The sequence below is a fragment of the Bythopirellula superficialaquae genome, assembly GCF_059632245.1.
Map to the genome: position 1 here is coordinate 4,347,966 of NZ_CP197426.1, position 18,382 is coordinate 4,366,347.

An 18,382-nucleotide genomic window follows, 5' to 3' on the forward strand; every position below is an offset into this window, starting at 1 on the left:
AAACTGGAGGATTACCTCGCCCTTACCAGCCCATTGTGATAAGTGAACCTTCGCAAGGGAAGCCACACTTATGTCCGATCACCCACGCACACTCGACTTGCTCGAACAAACGATCGTCGCGCGCAAAGGGGCTTCGGGCGAAACATCGTACACGGCCAAGCTGCTGGCCGGCGGTGTGACCAAGATCGGTGGCAAGATAATTGAAGAAGCGGCCGAGGTTGTCGAAGCGGCGGGCGAAGAGGGTGAGGAAGGCCGACAACACACCATCCGTGAGGCAGGCGACGTGATTTACCACTTGATGGTGCTGCTCGCCAGCCGCGACGTGGAACTCGCCGAAGTGGAAGCCGAACTCGCTCGCCGATTCGGTGTCTCCGGTTTAGAAGAAAAAGCCAACAGAAAAACTTAAGATTCTCACGCAAAGGCGCGGAGAACGCAGAGGACGACAAGAACACTAATACACACTTATCTTCACTAATTTTTTTATTAGCGATTATTAGTGCTAATTAGCGTTCCAAATATTTCCTCTCTGTGATCTCAGCGTTTCTGCGTGAAACAACTTTATCATGAATGAAAATTTACGTATCGGTGTTCCCAGCAAAGGCCGCTTGGCGGAAGTTTCGACGGCGCTACTGCTTGAAGCGGGGCTACGCTTTCGCCGCCAGGATCGCAGCTTGTTCGCGCGCGTCAAGGAAATGCCGATCGACATCACCTTTCTCCGCACAGACGACATCCCCGTGCTCTGTGCCGAAGGGGCCATCGATCTAGGAATTACCGGTGCGGATCTGGTGGCCGAAAGTGGCGTTGAACTGGTGGAACGACTCAACCTGGGCGTCGGCAACTGTCGCTTAGCCGTTTGCGTACCCGAAGATGGCGCGATCAAAACGCCGAAGGATCTTGCCAATCAACGCGTGGCAACCAGCTTCCCCAACGTCACCAAGGGCTATCTCGCCAAGTTTGGGGTCACCGCCCACACGGTCAAACTAACCGGCTCAGTGGAAGTGATGATCGCCTTGGGCATTGCCGATGCGATTGTCGATCTCGTCGAAACCGGCAGCACGCTCGCCGCCAACCGTTTGCGAATTCTCGACGAGATCGGCACTTACGAAACCGTGTTGATTCAAAATCCGAAAACCGCACACCAGGCACTTTGCGACCGCGTGGTGCGTCGCCTTGAAGGTGTCGTCATCGCCCGGGCGTATTCCCTGCTGGAATATAATGTTCCCGCCGCCAAGCTCGCCGACGCCGAAAAGATCACGCCGGGTTACAACTCGCCAACAGTCAACCAACTCGAAGATAAGAATTGGTGCGCCGTCCGCGCGATGGTCAAACGCAACGAAGTGATCGGCATCATGGAACAGCTCGAATCACTCGGCGCCACGGCGATTTTGGAAACATCTATTGCGAATTGCCGGCTGTAGCCGCTCGCGGCTTAGCGGTGTTTAGCGCTAAGCCGCAAGCGGCCACAAGCGTCTACTCATAAAACGCCACGCTGGCAAAACTCACGCACGACGTGCGATCCTCGGCCACGGCTTGGTCGTATTTCAAAAGTTCGCCACGTTTCGGTTTAACAGTTTCTAACAGCGTGTACATCGGTGCGAGCCCGCAGATGCGATTGGCATCCCCTTGTTCAGATACGTGCTCAAACCACGCTTGGGCGTCGCCCGCACACGCTTTGACCAACAAGTTCTGATCGTCGGTCCACTGCGACTTGAGCCGCTTATCATCGAGCAACTCAGGATCGCCAAACTGCTGGCCGATGTGGGCCATGTCGACGCCGCCGACGAAACAAACGTCTTCACCCGTCGCAGTTGCAGTCTCTCGCAATGCTTCGATAAACTCCGCCACGACGGGCGATTCCTTAGGCAACTTGCCATGTTGCACAAAGGGATGAAACGAACCCACCAGAATCGGCACGATCTTATAGTCCCGGCGTCCACCGAGCACATATTGCAGCATGAGAGCTTGAAACTCGATGGAGTGCTCATGCCGATGGGGTAGTTCGTCGCGAAAAATCTTGTCGGGATTGCCTAACCGCTTGGCCAAAGCGTCAATGAATTGGCGGTCCGTCACGGCCGTGCCCAACGGCGTGTCAAAATCCTTTTGCGAAACACTATAAAAACTTTTTAGTGGTGTGTGGGCCGTTCCCAAAATCACAAACAATTTGGCAGGCGAGTCGGTCACAACGCGGTCATAAGCCCACGCAAAACTGGAACCGCCGCGATGGAAATCGATATGAGGGCTCATCACGCCGCAGAGTTTTGACTCGTCGACTAATCCCCCTCCTTGCCCTAATGTTGGAGTCATGGCCGAGGAGGGGCTAGGGGAGGAGCCTTTGAGACCTTCCCACGGCAACAGCCCCGGCCCTCCCTCACGGGTGAAAAGATCGCCCAGTTGTTCTTTTAATTCTAATGGTCCACCGAAATAAGCACCCCCAGCATGCGCGGCGGGCCGCACGGCAAGCTCGAGGTAATCTTCCTCGGAGCGCATCTCGTAAGTCGCGAAGCGCAGGCTGTCGAGAAAATAGAGTTCATCCAGCTGCGCGACCAGTTTCTCGATTTCGGCCACGTCGATTCTTTGCTCAACAGTCCGCTGAAACTCCGCCCGGATTTCGTCATGGGTTCGCCGCCCATTCATCAACGACACCAAAATCGCCGCCGCAGGTGGCAACACCACCGTTCTGGCCAAGCCACTCGGATCACGCAACACATAGTCGCCGTCCGACCCATGCGGAAACATTTCAAGGGGACGAATGCGAGGCTTGGCGGGAATTGCATTCACAGAGCGTTACTCACCGAGGATCTTTACGAGAATCCGTTTCTTGCGACGGCCATCAAATTCATAGTAGAAGATGTGCTCCCACGGGCCAAGATGCAGCCGGCCATTCGTGATCGCCACCACCACCTCGCGGCCCATGATCTGGCGTTTGTGGTGGGCATCGGCGTTATCTTCCCCCGTGCGATTGTGGTGATACCGCTGCGGCGACGGATCGAACGGGGCAAGCTCTTCCAGCCATTTGTCGTAGTCGCGATGCAAGCCGCTTTCATTGTCGTTGATGAAGACACTCGCGGTGATGTGCATGGCGTTCACCAGCACGAGCCCTTCTTGCACGCCGCTCTCGGCGACCAATCGTTCAACGTCGTCGTGGATCGAAACAATGGCCCGTCGCTCGGGGACATTCATCCACAATTCTTGCGTCAATGTTTTCATCGCCGAAAGCTCCTCTAAGCACCATTGTGCTTGAAGAAGAAGGAATTGTCAGCGGGACGAACGACGCCACCTCTTGGGTCAGACGCGAATCGAGGCTCTCTGCGCAGCTCTTTAGCGGTTTTGCGCACTAGGATTTGTGTTATTCACCGCCATCAACGACAACAGTAATTAGAGCCGAATGAAGCCTCCGCAAACTTGCTGACCACCATAAGTTGATGCTGCCATGCCGTCGCGCCTCACACGGGTCGTCTCGACCGTGTTTATCATTGCCGTATTTATTGCTCCTGCCCAAGCCGCGGTTACGCTGACGGGCAATATCGATGCCGGCTCACTCAAGAGCTATTCGGTTGTTGGCAATACCGTCAACATCGTGGGCCGTGATACGTTCGCCGGCGGTGGTTTTAATTTAGGTGACGATCATTGGCGTTGGCTCTATTTCAAAGCCAATGGCGTACTCAATCAAAATTTGACGTTCTCGGTCAACGGCGAATTCGGCGGCGATGGCACTTGTTGCGACAATGTTAATATTGAAACCGATCACGAGCTCTACGACCACGAAATGGTCTATTCCTATGACGGAGAAAATTGGCAGTATTTTCCTCGCGCGAACAACACCCTCAGCACCGCCAACGCCAATCCCGCCAACGATCGCTACACCTTCACGCTAAATGCCCCCTTCACGCAAGATGAAGTCTACGTGGCGTATGCCTTTCCTTATACCTACAGCAGGAGCACGACGCATACACAAACCGTGTTAGCTTCGCCTTGGGCCGAGCCCACTTCCTCGGGAAATGCCAATGGCGTAATCGGCCAAGCACCGGCAGGCACCGACGACCTCGGCCGCGCTCAACCCGCACGCGATCTTTATGCCTATCGCATCACCAATCCCGCCACGGACTCGGCGACTCCCAAATACAAAGCCATGTTTGCGACCGGCCAGCACGCCAGCGAAACTCTTGGCATCTACACCTACGAAGGTCTCGTCGATTGGTTGATCTCCGACGACCCGCGCGCCGCGGCACTCCGCGATCAAGCTGAGTTTTTCGCGTATCCTACCTTGAATGCTTCCGGCCGTGCCGCCGGTCTGACGCGAGCGATGTTGCAACGTCCTACGAACGACCCGAACAGTTTTTGGCGGCCGGGTACCGCAAGTGGCAACAACTGGGACAGCCCGCTTCGCACCGAGCAAAAAATCAACGGCGAAGCGATGCGACTCGATGCCGACTCTACGCCGGGCTCCTCCATCGATTTGTTTGTCGATTTTCATTCGTCCGTCCCTGACTATCAGATTGTCGGTCCCAATGGCCAGGGATCCGAAAGCCCCCTTCCCGGTTACGCCGGCCAGTTTCGCGACGATTGGGCCTACATTCGGGCCGGCTATTCCGACAACGAATGGTGGCAAGCTTATCGCGAACTACAAACCAACATCCTCGAGGTTGAATCGACGACCGGGCCTACCAGTGCTAACCTGACGGGGTTGGCCTGGAACACTGTTTATGGTCTCAATGCCCAGATGTCGGTAACGCTTGAAAATCAATTCGGCATTTCGCGACCAATTTCCTATTACCAAGACCTCGGCAAGAACGCCGGGCTCGCGATGTACGAAGCCTGGATTCGCGTCGACAATCCACTCGAAGGTGATTTCGATGAAGATGGCGACGTCGATCAAGGCGATCTCATCGCGTGGCAGCAAAGTTACGGCATGACGACCGGCGCCGAACACTACATGGGCGATGCCGACGGAGATGGCGACGTCGATGGCCGCGATTTTCTTGTCTGGCAGCGCCAAGTTAGCAGCAGCTTGGTGGCGAATTCATTGAGCGTGCCCGAACCGGCTGCTACGACGCTCTTGCTGTTTGCTATACCGCTCTTATTGAAGCGGCGCTAAAAAGAAAGTAGCGGCGGAGGGATTCGAACCCCCGACACGCGGATTATGATTCCGCTGCTCTAACCAACTGAGCTACGCCGCCGCATGTTGATCGTTGCCGATCCAGCGATTTGAAGTTCTCGATTATCGTTCGTAAACTCTCCAAGGTAAAGGGGGTCGCAATCACGCAAAAAGCCACCAGAGAACCCCTGAGTTATTTTGAACGTATAGCCGGTTTCGCAAAATTTCTTTCGGAGATCGCACCATGAATTCTTCGCGACGCTCATTCCTTTCAACGGTTGCCGCGGGCACGGCTGTCCTGGCAAGCAATTCCCTCTTTGCTCAATCACCGGGGCCGGGTTCCATTATGGCCACCGAAGGCAAACCCACCGGCAAACCACTTCCCACGAATGCTCCCGAGGGCAAACACTATCGACCACCTTATCGCTTCGGCTTAGGTGGAGTCGCGATCGGCAATGGTTTTGAACCAGTGAGCGATGAAACGGCCCAAGCCGCGCTGCAAGCTTCTTGGAATGCAGGCGTCCGCTATATCGACACGTCTCCGTTTTATGGGTTCGGACTGAGCGAACGCCGCGTCGGACATTTTCTGCATAATCACGATCCGAAGGACTATGTCCTCTCGACAAAGATCGGACGAATCTTCACCGCGACGAACACCCCCAACACGGAAACTCTTTGGAAAGATCCTTCACCGTTCGAGTTTCGCTACGATTACACCGCCGACGGCGCACGACGATCCATCGAAGACAGTTTGAACCGGCTGGGTGTATCGCAAATCGATATCGTCTTCATTCACGACCTTTCGCCCGACAACGGCGACATGAAGGACGAGTGGGTCAAGCACTTCGAAGTCGCCGCCAAAGGCGCGATGCCCGAACTCACACGCATGCGCGAAGAAGGCCTCATCAAGGCCTGGGGCTTGGGAGTGAACCGCCCCGAGCCGGCGCTGCGAACCGTTGAAGTCGCCGATCCCGACATCTTTCTGTTAGCAACCCAGTACTCGCTCCTCGATCATCAGGAAGCGCTCGACAATACGTTTCCCAAACTTGCTGAGCACGATGTTTCGGTCGTCGTTGGTGCGCCGCTTAACGCCGGCTATCTGGCAGGCCGCGAGCGCTATCACTACGGCGGCACGATCCCTGATTGGGCACCTGCTAAACGTCAGCGCATCAGCGAGATCGCAGCCGAGCATGGCATCGACATCCGCACGGCAGCTTTGCAATTTGCCGCCGCACCGCCGATTGTTTCTGCCGTCATCCCCGGAGCACGCAATGCCGCACAAGCGAAGGCCAACGTCGAGTCGATGAGCATCGCGATTCCCAACGAATTTTGGGCGAAACTCAAAGCTGAAAAGCTGATTGCTCCTAACGCTCCAACCCCACAAGCCAGTTAAAAGGATAATCATGAAGACCCGACAACTGGGAAAATCCAAGATCCAAGCGTCCGTTGTAGCCAAGTAGTTTTTGAAGGTTCATTGGTCAAATGTAATCCCCCTGCTAGAGCGGTGAAATGAGACATACACTAATTCTTATCGCAGTCTTTACAGCCCAAATCGCTTGCATAGCTCAAGAGCCCGGCGTAGAGAAAACATCAATTCAACCGAAGCCAGCAATTCAAGAGCGGTTTGACAAGATTCTCGCCGCTTTGAGCAACTCCCCCGGTTCTCCGCCGGGTGATAACATGGAAGCCAGGCGAGAAATTAAAGACCTGAAAGACTCTTTTGACGAACGCGAGATTGCTCGTCAACTGATCCCCTACGCATCTGGCCTCGAAGAGGAACAACCGCTTAAGACTTTGTTGATCTTGCAGTTGCTTGACTTACCGCCCAGAGTTGTAATCCCAGAATTTGCGCCTTATCTAAACGACGAAGATGTGCAGGTGCAATCGTTTGTAAGTGATTGGTTCCGAGGGCATGATGAAGTAGACCCCTATAAAGACTACAGGGACTATGCCCGGAAAAATGATGTCCCTCCGGCCCTCGTCCAGTACCTCTTTGAGAAATCACCGGATCGGGCTTTTCTTGTTTTTGTTAATGCTGGAACAAATAGTCGTTTGAATAGTAAGATAGAAGCTCTTCGCAAGCAAATGGATGAAAAGCGTCCTGGTTGGCAAGAGAGTTTACCGCAAGAGATGAGGGTTGAAGGCGGCAACTCCTCACCAACGATACAGTCTGAGCAGAAGAACGAATTACTTCTAGCAGAGCACACAATCACCCACGCAATTTGGCTTAAAAAGCATAACTTCGACCAACGGTTTTTTGGCGCTGTGCAGCAAGCCATGAAACAGCTTTCCCAGTTATCAGAGCATGGGCAGTGGTGGGCGCGTCTATACGTTGCCGAGACAATGCGGCAGAACCGAGATTTCCGAGACCCTAATGTTCTGGAAAAATTGAGCCACGACGACAATGAACTTGTCAGTAAGGCGGCTAAAGCTGCTTTGGATTAGGCAGGACTGCGAGGCTGGGCGCTGCGATCATGATTCCGCGATCTATGCTATCTAGCTAGATGTAGTATGCTACGACCGGACATACACGATCTAGCTACCGAGGTTCCGGCTACGGACTTAAAGATTGACGCGAATAGGAACACCTTACTTAGCTCCCGACGGCGCACCACCAGCGTCGAAAGGGCATGCAAAACCCAGGGCACTTGGCCTCCGTAGCGTTTGCTGGATTTGACCCACGCCCTCCTTTGCACCCCACGCCTACAATAAGCATGGCGTAGGTTGTAAATCAGAGAATTGCCAGCACTCTGGGCCCGCAAAGTCCGGCCATCTTAACTAGCTTAAGTTCCCGCGCAGATTTTGCGCCCATTCGTGCCTTGCCAGCAATGCATCATTCTCCAGGGGCCTTGTCGGCAATGCCGATACTTTTCTCGATGCTCCGATTTTTCTCACTTTAACGTTTGTGAGACTCACCATGTTTTCCTTCGCCTTGCGACCGGTCCGCCAGTTCGCTCAAGCGCTGATCGCCAATGATTCGCCGCGCCAAGTTGCTTGGGGCTTCGTGATCGGCATGCTGATCGGTTTGGTTCCCAAGGGCAACCTCACCGCCATTCTGCTCGGCATGCTGCTGTTCGGCTTGCGCGTCAACAAACCCGCGGGATTGATGGGCATCGGCGTATTCACCTACCTCGGTTTGTTTCTCGATTCATTCGCCCATCGCATCGGTTCGGCGGTGATCGCTTCGGAATCGTTTCGCACATTGCATACAGAACTCTACCAAGCGGCCATCAGTCCGCTGTTGGGACTTAATAACACCGTAGTGCTCGGCCAACTCCTGATCGGCTTGTATCTGATTTATCCAGTATACGTGGTGTCCTATCGCTTTGCCGTCAAGGTGCAAGCTCCGCTCAGTGCTTGGCTGTTGCGGTACAAAGCGGTGCGCTGGATTCGTGGCGCCGAACTCGGAACGCAATGGGGGATGGAAAGTTGAACTTCATCCGTTGGAAATATCTCGTTCCCCGTTTGATCTTGCTGCTCGCTTGCGTGGCCAGCGTGCGATTTGGACTCGATCCGCTGCTGCACTCTCTGATCGTAACCAGCGGCGAATCCGCCACCGGCGCCAAGGTCGAACTCGCGTCGGTGGAAACATCGCTTTGGAGTGGCCGCGTTGTGTTGCGTGACCTCCAAGTTGCCAATCCGCAATCCCCTATGAGCAATTTGCTCGATGCCGAGCATGCCGAGTTGCAACTCGACATGAACGCGCTCTTTCACAAGCGCGTGGTCATCAAGAATGGCGAAATCTCCGGTATTGAATTCAACACCGAGCGGACCGAATCGGGCGCGCTGGAAATCGTGATTGATGAAAACACTGAACCTTCGGCCCTCGATCCGCTGATTGCTCAGGGAGCCCAGTGGGCAGGCGATTGGTTCGATGCGGCCAGCGAACGGCTCGATGCCGACTTCACCGACCAATTGCAAACACCGCAAGTCGCGCGGGCCCTCGAAAACGGCTGGCAGGGTCAAGGCGATGCCTTGCGCAAGCGTGTGGAAGAACTCAAAACTCGCGGCAAGCAACTCGAAGCCGAGTTCCGCGAAGTCAAAAGCAATCCGTTGCGTGGCGTCGAAAAACTCCCGCAACTTCAAGCACAGCTCAAATTCGTACAGCTCGAATTGGTTTCGATCCAAGAACAAATCAAAAAGCTCCCCGAACAAGTGAAAGCCGATCGCCAAGCCTTGACCGCTGCCCGTAAGGCCGACGAAGCTTTTATCAAAGAACATCTCAAATTCGGCCGCCTCGATGGCGATAATCTCACGCAAGTGCTGCTTGGTCAGCCGGTCGCCGAAGGGACCCAGTCGGCGATCGATTGGATCGTGTGGGCCCGCAAGCGACTCCCCACGAACTCGACCAAGCAAATTGCCAAACAGCGCAGCCGCGGCACCGACGTCACCTTTGGAATCGCGCAGCCCAAGTTCCACATCGAACGCTTGGGCCTCTCGCTCATCGCTCCGATTTCGGGCGAGCCGATGCAGTTCGTTGGTTCGCTCACCCACGTGAGTGATCAACCTCGCCTGCTTGCCGAGCCCGCGAAATTGCAACTCATGGCGACGGGCGTTGTCCCCGCGACCTTGGAAGTCGTTTCCGACCGGCGTGGCGACGTGCCTCGCGAAGAATTGTTCCTCACCTGCACGGCGATTCCCATCGCAGGCCAAACCTTGGGCAAGTCCGACAAGCTCGCACTCGAGCTTTCGCCCAGCACCGCGAACATCCGCGTGGAGCTAGTTCTCACCGGCGATGATCTCTCCGGCGAAATCTCGTTCACACAACCCAATTTCCGCGTCTCTCCGCTGACCAATCCCAACAGCAGCCAAACACTCATGGCGGCGTTGTCCGAAGCCTTCGGCAAGATCGACGGCGTCTCGGCCGAGATTCAACTCGCCGGCACGCTCAAACGGCCCCAGATCAAACTCAGCTCACCAGTCGGCCAACAACTCGCCGATGGCATCAGCACGGCCGTTATCAATCTCGCCAGCAAGAAGAGTGAAACGATGCTCGCCAACGTCTCGGCCCAAATGACCGAGCAACTCGCGAAGCTCGAATCAACCAAAACCAAACTGCAAGACGACCTCACAGCCAAGCTCGGCGAGAATCAAAAACTGTTCGAATCGCTCGCCACGTTCAGCACCGGCGACACGCGCCTCCCCGTGCCGCAACTCGGCTCACTTGGTGGAAGTTTGCTGCGGAAGTAAACAGACTTGCTAAAAAATTACGGCAAGATGTTCGGACTTAGACGCGGCGCAAGTTAAAAGCAACACCGAAGGCGATGAGAACCGCCACTATTCCGCTAGGCTCCGGAACTAATCTGGTCAGCGTTAGGTTCGTAAAGCCCGTTATACTCGCTGTTGCACCAGGTGCGTATGTGGTGTCCAACTTAGCGATAAAATAGAAGAAGTAAGTCGAGGCAGGGAGAACTCCTGTTGTCTGGGTAGGGAATCCCGGTGCCGAAGGATCGGGAAGATCGTTCGCTTCTAATATAGCCGAGTCAAAAGCCCAGTATTCTTTTTGATAATAGTAATTGGGGGAGTAATTATCGAAGAGAACCCAGTTGCCATAAAACCTAGTCCCAGAGAGGTCAGTGCTGCAGTTTAAGGCTCCTTCTATGGTATAGGCCATCGGTTCATTCAGTTGAATACTGAGTGAAACAAATGCTTGTGCAGTCGAATAGTGAAGTGGCCCGATATGCGTACCCAGCAAATCGATATCAAAATTGAAGGTCGCCGAGTTATTGTAATCGATTGCCTCGTAGTTGACCTCTGCACGCGCGATGCTGCCATCATAACGTTGATTCCCGATGATGCTTTGATTTGATGGAAAGTGGGCTGCAGTATTATTAGCGCTAATAAGAGGGCCAAAGGCTCCGGTCGCTTCAATGAAGCTGAAGTCATCAAGAGTTACAGTAGAACCTGTGCATATAGACGCAGATGTTAAGATGACTAAGGGCAGGAAGTATTTCATAAGCTGAGAACCTATTAGCGCTGTTGTATATGAACCGAGTTGCTCAGACCAAACTTATCGCCAATGGCAGGATTTGGTCAATTTCAATGAGCAAGTTTCAAAAAGGTGCGGAATACTTGGTGGCACGCTTTAAAAATCAGTTCTACCTGGCCAAAAATCTCCGCGTCCTCCGCGTCTCCGCGTGAAAACTCTCCTTTCAAGTGGCCAAAGATTTCAGAAGATTTGGCCACCGCAATTGGTTAAAATACACGCTCGCTGCGAGCGGCCCGTGTTCTTTGACAATTGAAACCGTTGACTGAGTTTTGGAACAGACTTTTTGTGCGTTTCGTCCAAAAGTCGACTCGTTTTGGAACGTGCGAATTTCGCAAGAGCTTGAACGTTCAGCACTTGTGAAATCGCCAAGTGACAAAACCCAGGAGTTTCGTCACGAAAGTTGGGACCCCGGCGCACGCGCGAAAAATCAGGTTTGCCGTGGGAAGAGGTTGCAAACCAAGCAAACCTGACAAAGCTCGCAAACCTGAAAAGATGTTTTCGTAGGCCGGAACAAGCTCCGCGCAGTTCCGGCACAGAACACGTGTTTGGTAAGCCATGCCGGAACTGCGCACCGCTTGTTCCGGCCTACACCTAACACATGCACAAACCGTGTGAAGGTGGAGGCTAGATTCTTCGGCTCGTACTACAAAATTATTACTGGCACCTCAGAATGACTTAAATACGAACCACTGACAAAATCAAAATAAACCCCGACAAGTTGGAAGAGCTGGACAAGTTGGACGTCTTGATCCGAAACCTGCGGCTACCGAAAACATGATCCGTCCGTTATCCTGCCAACATGGGAGAAAATGAAACGATTCACTTGAATTCACGCACCGCGGAGTTGGTCCGCGCGATTGTTCATCGCACCGATGTCTTTGACATTCGTGTGGAGACCGTCGCGTGTGGTACGACGCTCGTGGACTTTGGCATTAACGCGCCGGGCAACCGCCTGGCGGCGATCCATCTCGCGCAAGTTTGTCTTGCCGATTTGGCGAACGTTGTGATTGATGATTCGACGCAACCCTGGCCCACGGTGCGGGTCGAAACCAGGCATCCCGTGCAAGCGTGCCTCGCTTCGCAATACGCGGGGTGGGAACTCAAGGGAGAAAAATTCTTCGCCATGGGTTCCGGGCCAATGCGAGCCGCCGCCGGGCGCGAGGCCTTATTCAACGACATCGGCCATCGCGAAACAGCCACCGAGTGCGTCGGCGTGTTGGAAGCGAGCAAGTTTCCGCCCGACGACGTGTGCCGCGAGATCGCCGAGAAGTGTGGCATCGAACCCGAGCAATTGGCATTATTGGTCGCTCCCACGCATTCGCTGTGTGGGACGGTGCAGATCGTTGCCCGCAGCGTCGAGACCGCTTTGCACAAGTTACACGCCTTGGAGTTTGACCTCACACGAATCGTGACGGGACGCGGTACGGCACCGTTGCCGCCGCTCGCCAAAGATGACTTCGCCGCGATCGGTCGCACGAACGACGCGATCGGTCGCACGAACGACGCGATTTTGTATGGTGGCGAAGTCGTGCTGGAAGTGACGGGCGACGACGAATCGCTCCGTGAGATTGGCCCCAAGGTTCCGAGCGCCGCGTCGAGCGACTACGGCCGACCTTTTGCGGAAATCATGGCCCATTACAACAACGACTTTTACCGGATCGATCCGCTGCTGTTTAGTCCCGCAGCAATCGAGTTGGTAAACATCGACACCGGCAATAGTTTTCGTTTCGGTGAAGTGAACCCCGAAATGCTAACACGTTCCTTTGATGGCAGTTGATATGCGCATCGCCATTCTTGGAAACGCTGGCAGTTGGTACACAAACGACCTCACTCGCGCGGCGGGTGCGAAGCACGAGATTATCCCGATTCGATACCAGCAACTGGCTTCGACGGTTAGGCTCGCTACGACAGTTCATGCAGGTGACGTATCACTCAACGAACTCGATGCTGTGCTGGTTCGATCGATGCCACCGGGCAGTTTGGAGCAAGTGATCTTCCGCATGGACGCGCTGGCGAACCTTGCTGCTTCCGGCGTGCAGATCGTCAATCCACCCCGAGCAATCGAAGTGGCGGTCGACAAGTACTTGGCCACGACGCGACTTGTTGCGGCGGGATTGCCCGTACCCCAAACGATTGCCTGTCAGACGGTCGATCAAGCGCTCGCGGCGTTTGAATCCCTTAACTGTGATGTTGTCCTCAAACCACTATTCGGCAGCGAAGGCCGCGGCATCGTGCGGATCAGCGATCATGCGATTGCCTTGCGTACTTTCAACGCACTCGAGCAAGTTGGCTCCGTGTTTTACTTGCAAGAGTTTGTCGAACACGAAGGTTGCGACCTGCGACTGCTGGTCATTGGCGACGAAGTGTTGGGGATGAAACGCCGTCATCCCACAGATTGGCGGACCAACATTAGCCGGGGTGCGATTGGCGAACCGCTGAAAGTAACAAGCGAACTGGCGGAGCTCGCCCATCGTGCCGCCAACGCGGTTGGTGCTCCGCTGGCGGGAGTGGATTTGCTCCCCGCCCGAGATGGCCGGTTGCTGGCGATTGAAGTGAACGCCGTCCCCGGGTGGCGTGCGCTCGCCGAAGTCACCGGCGTCGACGTCGCGGCGAAGGTGCTGGGGTTTTTATCGCGTGGCAATCAGTGAGATATTATTGAAGCTTGATTTTTCTTGGACTATAACGGATGGATACTTCACTCCTCTCGTATGGCGGGCCCAATCTTTGCATACGTTTCGATTACTAGCGGCTTGCCTATGCGGTCTCTGCCTTGCTGATATTGCCCAGGGCCAAGAAGCAAGAATATGGACCGATGCCAGCGGCAAGCACGAAATTCGTGCGAAGTTTATCGACGTCGTCGATGGGCAGGTTCGACTCGAACGTCCTAATGGGGATATCAGCCGCATTGCCGTCACTAAGCTGAGCAAAGCCGATCAAAAATACATTCAACAAGCCGCCGAAAAGCCAGCGAGTGAACCTGCACCACCTGCAGCAGCCACTGCAGGACCAAGTGGGTTGCAAATCGGAGATCGCGTGGAAGCCGAGCATTTCGGCAAGTGGCAATTGGGGACAGTCACGGAAATCGACTACAAATGGAATGACGTTAAAGTGCGTATTGACGGTGAATCGGACATGAACTGGACGGTCGACGTTGAGGACTTGCGATATCCAGGCACGAATCAGGAACCCGTCTTGATTAAGCCTGCCGGGCCGGAGAGCACACTCAAGACTGTTCGGCCCGATTACGACGACATGGATCGACTGGTGGCCGATGGTCGGGGCAAGGACCGTATTGCCGCGGATCCCGCCCCTGACCTCAAGTTAAGCTGGCAACCGCGGAGTATTCGACTGCCGGGGACGCAAGATTTCTTTGAGAATCCCAGCGACTTCGAGATTTCACCCAATGGCGAGCCCGTCGCGCTGATCGTCTATGCAAATAATCATGACGACGAGGCGTTCCCTCGGGTTGAGTTGGTCGACATGCAAAAGCGCCGCGCGGTGACAAGCGGCCCCGCACCGCGAGGGACAAGTCGTTTAGCCATGTCTCCCAGTGGCAAAAGGGTTGCAACTCTTCCGGGCGACCACCCAGACAAAGAAGATGGGCTGATTCACTTCTGGGAACTTAACGGCTCGAAGATTGAGCATTTGATTGGATTTTCTCCCTATGTGATGAACGCCTGGCCCAATGCCGACCCTTCGTGGGCCGAGTGGCTTGATGACAAACACTTCTTTACCGTTAACAAGGAAGGTCAATTACTTCTTTGGGATATGGAAAAAGCCAAGGCGAAGTATGAATTGTTGATCGACCAGGGCGGTATTCCCACGCTGTCGCCGGGACACAAATATTTGGTCGTACCCACCAGTTCTGGCGTTCAATTTTACGATGCGGCATCGGGCGAATTTCTGGCGCTGCTCGGCTCGGAGGACTACACACGTGCCGCCTTGGGATTTTCACCTTCTGGGCGTCAATTGGCTTCCGCAGCGAACGGCTTTATTGACATCGTTGATGTCACGACGGGTGAACATACACGCTCGTTTCCGTACGACGAAAAGGCATGGGTTCAAGAAGTCAACTGGATCGACGAGGACTATCTGCTGACGGATACGGGCATGCTAATTAATGTGCCCTTACGGGTCATTGCCTGGAAATTCGAAATGCCTCCGCGAGTTGCTTCGCACACTTTTGGAAAAACACATTGGATCCTCGTGGGCAATCATCAAAACAAGAGCCAGATTCTCACCCCCTTGGAACTGCCACCGCCTGAGGCGGAAAGCGCCATCAAAGGTCTCGACAGTGAAGAACTCTTGATCGTCAAGCCAGGTGCCTCTGTCTCGATCGACGTACAAATCCCCGAAGACAGTTTCCTTGCCGAGGATGTTAAAAATGCACTTCGCACGGCACTAGAGAACGCGGAAATGAAAGTCGCCGAAAACCAGCAGTTAAAAATCGTGGCTCGGATGACGCACGGTGAAACGCAGCAGGTCCGATATCACCTGTTTGGAAGATTTGGGCGTGATCCTGGCGAAACCGTGAGCGTCACCAATCGTGTTTACGATCTCGAACTGCAACAAGATGGCGTGACAATCTGGAAAAGGAACGCCGTTCATTCGGCCCCTCATCATATCAGGATGGAGAGGGGCGAATCCATTCAAGCTGCCATCGAGCGGATCATGAAGCCACGGGCCGAGAATTTTGCGGGGCGTTTGCCTTCCTATGTGGTGAAACCCGAGTTTAGTGAACCGTTGGGGAGTTCCAGGCTCATGCCGGGTTTTTAGCATCGGCTGGTAACTACCAAACTGACCTTCAAGCGAAATTGCACTGAAATCGCCGGGAAAGCTTTGGTTCGAATTCTGGCAAGATCGCCCCATTTCAGGCGAATACTCTGCAAACGGATTCCGTGCAGTCTACAATGGAGGCACTCACTTCCAGGTACGTTCACGGCCTAAGGAGATGGCTGATATGTTACACCTCATTTTCCTCATCGCGGCAGTCATTGGCGGGACGGTCATGGTCTGCCAGTTCGCGCTCACGCTCCTGGGCATGAGTGGTGATACTGACGTTTCCGACGGAGATTTTTCTGGCGACGTATCTCAATCCGGTGAATTCACAAGTGTCGGCGACCTTGGAGTCGATCATCAGACTCCACTTGGACATGCAGGGGATGCAGACTATCAGCATCCCGACAGCACTTGGCTGTTTGGGGTCCTATCGTTCCGCACCTTGATCGCCGCGGCGGCCTTCTTTGGTATCGCCGGCGAAACGGCGCTCAGCGCGGGTTACACTGAAGGGATCGCATTCGCGATTGCGTGCCTGACTGGTATCGCCGCAATGTATGGCATGTACTGGCTGATGCAGGGCCTGTCGCGGCTCACGTCATCGGGTAATGAACGAATAGGACTGGCGGTTGGCAAACAGGCCACCGTCTATGTTCCGATTCCCGCCGAGGAACGCGGGTTGGGCAAAATTCAGCTGACTCTGCAAAATCGCACGATCGAGTATCAGGCCGCGTCGTTGGAAACGGCGCCACTGAGAACGGGAGAAACGGTCGAGGTCGTCGGGATTAAGAATAGTGATACCGTGACCGTGCGCAGGATCAAAGAAGCCGTCAACGCTTAGCAATTTCAAAGAATTCAATCGGGGGAGAACTACGCAATGAACAATCTCATTCTCTTGGCTGAGCTGACCCTAACGACCAAGTTTGGTCTGATGGCGCTCGCGGGTATTGTGGCGATGGTCTTCTTCTCCACGATCATTCTGCTCAAGTCCAATTACAAACGCTGCTCCAGTAACCAAGTGCTGGTGATCTTTGGTAAGACCAAACAAGGGCAAGCTGCCAAGACCGTGCACGGTGGCGCGGCATTCGTTTGGCCCCTCTTTCAGGATTATCAATACCTGAGCCTCGAACCGATTCAAATTGAGATTCCTCTTCGCGGTGCCCTCTCGATGGAGAATATCCGCGTCAATGTGCCGAGCGTGTTCACGGTGGCCATTGGCACGGCCCCGGAAGTGATGACGAACGCGGCGATCCGTTTGCTTGATCTCTCGACGCAGGATATTCGTAAGCAGGCCGAAGAAATCATCTTCGGCCAACTAAGGCAAGTCATCGCGTCGATGCAGATTACTGACATCAATCGCAACCGTGATACTTTTCTGGAGCATATTCAAAATTCGGTCGAGCCCGAGCTTAAGAAGATCGGGCTTGTGCTGATCAACGTCAACATCACCGACATCACCGATGAAAGCGGCTACATCGACGCCATCGGTCAGAAAGCGGCCTCGCAGGCAATTCAACAAGCTCGCGGCGACGTGGCCGACGAAGAGAAGCAAGGCGAGGTCCGCGTGGCCAATGCCAATCGTGAACGTGCAATTCAGGTGGCCAGTGCCACCAAGGAACAGCAAATCGGCACCCGTGATGCCGAACGTGAACAAGCGACACGCATCGCTGAAATGGCCAAGTTGCAGTCTGTTGCCGAACAATCTGCAGCGTTTCAGCGCGATACCGAGGTGAAACAAGCCGAACAGCAAATGCGCATCACGGTGGCCCAGGCTAACGCCACCGCGGTTGAAGGAGAAAACCTTTCTGAGGCCAAGATTGCTCAGTCTCAAGCAACTCTGTTGATGGAACGTGCCGACGCCTATCAACGGGGCGAATCACGTAAGCGTGAAGCCGAAGCCGCGGTGCTGGAAGTCCAAAACCGCGCAATGGCCAAGGCGGCCCTCGCGGAAGCTGAGAAGATTGAAGCCGAAGAACGGGCCAAACTCGAAGCTCCCGCCAAAGCCCAAAAGGCTCGTATTGTGGTCGATGCCGAAGCCGAGGCGGAAAAGATTCGTTTGGAAGCCGCCGGTGAGGCAGCGGCCATTTACGCCAAGCTCGAAGCCGAGGCTCGCGGCCAGTACGAGATCCTCGCCAAGAAGGGCGAAGGCCTGAAGATGATTGTCGAAGCCTGCGGTGGAGCCAAGGAGGCGTTCCAGCTCATGATGCTCGAGCATCTCGACACGCTTGCTGAAAGCTCTGCCAAGGCGATCTCCAACATCAAGTTCGACAAAATCATCGTCTGGGAAAATGGCGGGCAGAATGGCCGTTCCAGCACGGCAGACTTCTTGCACAAAATGGCAGGTACCTTGCCTCCCATGATGCAAGTGATGCGGGACATTGGCGGGATCGAAATTCCCGAAAGCCTCGCCAAACTGGCCGGTGAAGACGAAACCGTCGAGCACGTCGGAAATGGACGCATGCCTACGGCAAAACAACCGTCTTCGACCGAGACGAAATAGGCGAAGCCGAGGGAAGAGCGTA

Annotated in this window: 15 protein-coding genes and 1 tRNA gene; 12 read left to right on the forward strand and 4 right to left on the reverse strand. The window is 54.5% G+C overall.

The genetic code is table 11. The features are described 5' to 3' along the window. The first annotated feature begins 70 nt into the window (after positions 1-70). Both SH678x_RS17975 and hisG read left to right on the forward strand, forming a co-directional pair. Positions 71-406: a phosphoribosyl-ATP diphosphatase gene (locus tag SH678x_RS17975; RefSeq protein ID WP_496919833.1), complete on the forward strand. Its 336-nt coding sequence runs from the start codon at positions 71-73 to the stop codon at positions 404-406. Positions 407-563: 157 nt separating this feature from the next. Further along, the gene (hisG, locus tag SH678x_RS17980) at positions 564-1,418 is read left to right on the forward strand and encodes an ATP phosphoribosyltransferase (protein ID WP_496919834.1); all 855 of its coding nucleotides are present in this window, start codon (positions 564-566) and stop codon (positions 1,416-1,418) included. Between the two features lie 52 nt (positions 1,419-1,470). Here the strand turns inward: hisG and amrB are convergent, their stop codons facing one another. Continuing rightward, on the reverse strand, positions 1,471-2,778 hold the full coding sequence (gene amrB / locus SH678x_RS17985) for an AmmeMemoRadiSam system protein B (RefSeq protein WP_496919835.1): 1,308 nt from the start codon (positions 2,776-2,778) through the stop codon (positions 1,471-1,473). 6 nt (positions 2,779-2,784) lie between these two features. Further along, complete coding sequence (locus SH678x_RS17990; RefSeq protein WP_496919836.1) at positions 2,785-3,207, reverse strand: secondary thiamine-phosphate synthase enzyme YjbQ; 423 nt, start codon at positions 3,205-3,207, stop codon at positions 2,785-2,787. 223 nt (positions 3,208-3,430) lie between these two features. Here SH678x_RS17990 and SH678x_RS17995 point away from each other — a divergent pair, with 223 nt between their 5' ends. After that, positions 3,431-5,095, forward strand: a complete 1,665-nt coding sequence (locus SH678x_RS17995) for a M14 family zinc carboxypeptidase (RefSeq protein ID WP_496919837.1) — start codon at positions 3,431-3,433, stop codon at positions 5,093-5,095. Positions 5,096-5,103: 8 nt separating this feature from the next. Here SH678x_RS17995 and SH678x_RS18000 read toward each other — a convergent pair. After that, positions 5,104-5,177 (reverse strand) — tRNA-Met (locus SH678x_RS18000). Between the two features lie 162 nt (positions 5,178-5,339). On the opposite strand from SH678x_RS18000, the gene SH678x_RS18005 reads away from it, so the two are divergent. The 4 genes from SH678x_RS18005 to SH678x_RS18020 all read left to right on the forward strand — a co-directional run bounded on the left by SH678x_RS18005 (position 5,340) and on the right by SH678x_RS18020 (position 10,285). Then, positions 5,340-6,488, forward strand: coding sequence for an aldo/keto reductase (locus SH678x_RS18005; protein WP_496919838.1), 1,149 nt, complete (start codon positions 5,340-5,342; stop codon positions 6,486-6,488). 116 nt (positions 6,489-6,604) lie between these two features. After that, positions 6,605-7,540, forward strand: coding sequence for a hypothetical protein (locus SH678x_RS18010; RefSeq protein WP_496919839.1), 936 nt, complete (start codon positions 6,605-6,607; stop codon positions 7,538-7,540). Between the two features lie 472 nt (positions 7,541-8,012). After that, positions 8,013-8,528, forward strand: coding sequence for a TIGR03546 family protein (locus SH678x_RS18015; RefSeq protein ID WP_496919840.1), 516 nt, complete (start codon positions 8,013-8,015; stop codon positions 8,526-8,528). After that, entirely contained in the window at positions 8,525-10,285 is a 1,761-nt protein-coding gene (locus tag SH678x_RS18020) for a TIGR03545 family protein (protein ID WP_496919841.1), read from the forward strand. Before SH678x_RS18015 ends, SH678x_RS18020 begins: the two co-directional genes overlap by 4 nt. 37 nt (positions 10,286-10,322) lie before the next feature. Here the strand turns inward: SH678x_RS18020 and SH678x_RS18025 are convergent, their stop codons facing one another. Continuing rightward, the gene (locus SH678x_RS18025) at positions 10,323-11,051 is read right to left on the reverse strand and encodes a PEP-CTERM sorting domain-containing protein (protein ID WP_496919842.1); all 729 of its coding nucleotides are present in this window, start codon (positions 11,049-11,051) and stop codon (positions 10,323-10,325) included. Positions 11,052-11,907: 856 nt separating this feature from the next. Between SH678x_RS18025 and mch the strand changes: the two genes are divergently transcribed. From mch to SH678x_RS18050, 5 genes are all read left to right on the forward strand, one after another. Continuing rightward, entirely contained in the window at positions 11,908-12,861 is a 954-nt protein-coding gene (gene mch / locus SH678x_RS18030) for a methenyltetrahydromethanopterin cyclohydrolase (RefSeq protein ID WP_496919843.1), read from the forward strand. Beyond that, positions 12,851-13,732 (forward strand): ATP-grasp domain-containing protein, encoded by an 882-nt coding sequence (locus SH678x_RS18035; RefSeq protein ID WP_496919844.1) that lies wholly within the window; start codon positions 12,851-12,853, stop codon positions 13,730-13,732. Before mch ends, SH678x_RS18035 begins: the two co-directional genes overlap by 11 nt. A gap of 76 nt (positions 13,733-13,808) precedes the next feature. After that, positions 13,809-15,860, forward strand: a complete 2,052-nt coding sequence (locus SH678x_RS18040) for an SHD1 domain-containing protein (RefSeq protein ID WP_496919845.1) — start codon at positions 13,809-13,811, stop codon at positions 15,858-15,860. 184 nt (positions 15,861-16,044) lie between these two features. Continuing rightward, positions 16,045-16,701, forward strand: coding sequence for a hypothetical protein (locus SH678x_RS18045; protein WP_496919846.1), 657 nt, complete (start codon positions 16,045-16,047; stop codon positions 16,699-16,701). A 36-nt stretch (positions 16,702-16,737) separates the two neighbouring features. Then, positions 16,738-18,360 carry a flotillin family protein gene (locus SH678x_RS18050; RefSeq protein WP_496919847.1) on the forward strand — a complete coding sequence of 541 codons (1,623 nt, stop codon included), beginning with the start codon at positions 16,738-16,740 and terminating at the stop codon, positions 18,358-18,360. Positions 18,361-18,382 lie beyond the last annotated feature (22 nt).

What these genes read in the sequence shown, in the direction of transcription:
- SH678x_RS17995 (WP_496919837.1), top strand. Translation starts at nt 3,431, where the DNA reads ATGCCGTCGCGCCTCACACGGGTCGTCTCGACCGTGTTTATCATTGCC.
- SH678x_RS17990 (WP_496919836.1), bottom strand. Translation starts at nt 3,207, where the DNA reads ATGAAAACATTGACGCAAGAATTGTGGATGAATGTCCCCGAGCGACGG.
- SH678x_RS18035 (WP_496919844.1), top strand. Translation starts at nt 12,851, where the DNA reads ATGGCAGTTGATATGCGCATCGCCATTCTTGGAAACGCTGGCAGTTGG.
- SH678x_RS18015 (WP_496919840.1), top strand. Translation starts at nt 8,013, where the DNA reads ATGTTTTCCTTCGCCTTGCGACCGGTCCGCCAGTTCGCTCAAGCGCTG.
- SH678x_RS18025 (WP_496919842.1), bottom strand. Translation starts at nt 11,051, where the DNA reads ATGAAATACTTCCTGCCCTTAGTCATCTTAACATCTGCGTCTATATGC.
- SH678x_RS18010 (WP_496919839.1), top strand. Translation starts at nt 6,605, where the DNA reads ATGAGACATACACTAATTCTTATCGCAGTCTTTACAGCCCAAATCGCT.
- SH678x_RS18045 (WP_496919846.1), top strand. Translation starts at nt 16,045, where the DNA reads ATGTTACACCTCATTTTCCTCATCGCGGCAGTCATTGGCGGGACGGTC.
- hisG (WP_496919834.1), top strand. Translation starts at nt 564, where the DNA reads ATGAATGAAAATTTACGTATCGGTGTTCCCAGCAAAGGCCGCTTGGCG.
- SH678x_RS18005 (WP_496919838.1), top strand. Translation starts at nt 5,340, where the DNA reads ATGAATTCTTCGCGACGCTCATTCCTTTCAACGGTTGCCGCGGGCACG.
- SH678x_RS18050 (WP_496919847.1), top strand. Translation starts at nt 16,738, where the DNA reads ATGAACAATCTCATTCTCTTGGCTGAGCTGACCCTAACGACCAAGTTT.
- SH678x_RS17975 (WP_496919833.1), top strand. Translation starts at nt 71, where the DNA reads ATGTCCGATCACCCACGCACACTCGACTTGCTCGAACAAACGATCGTC.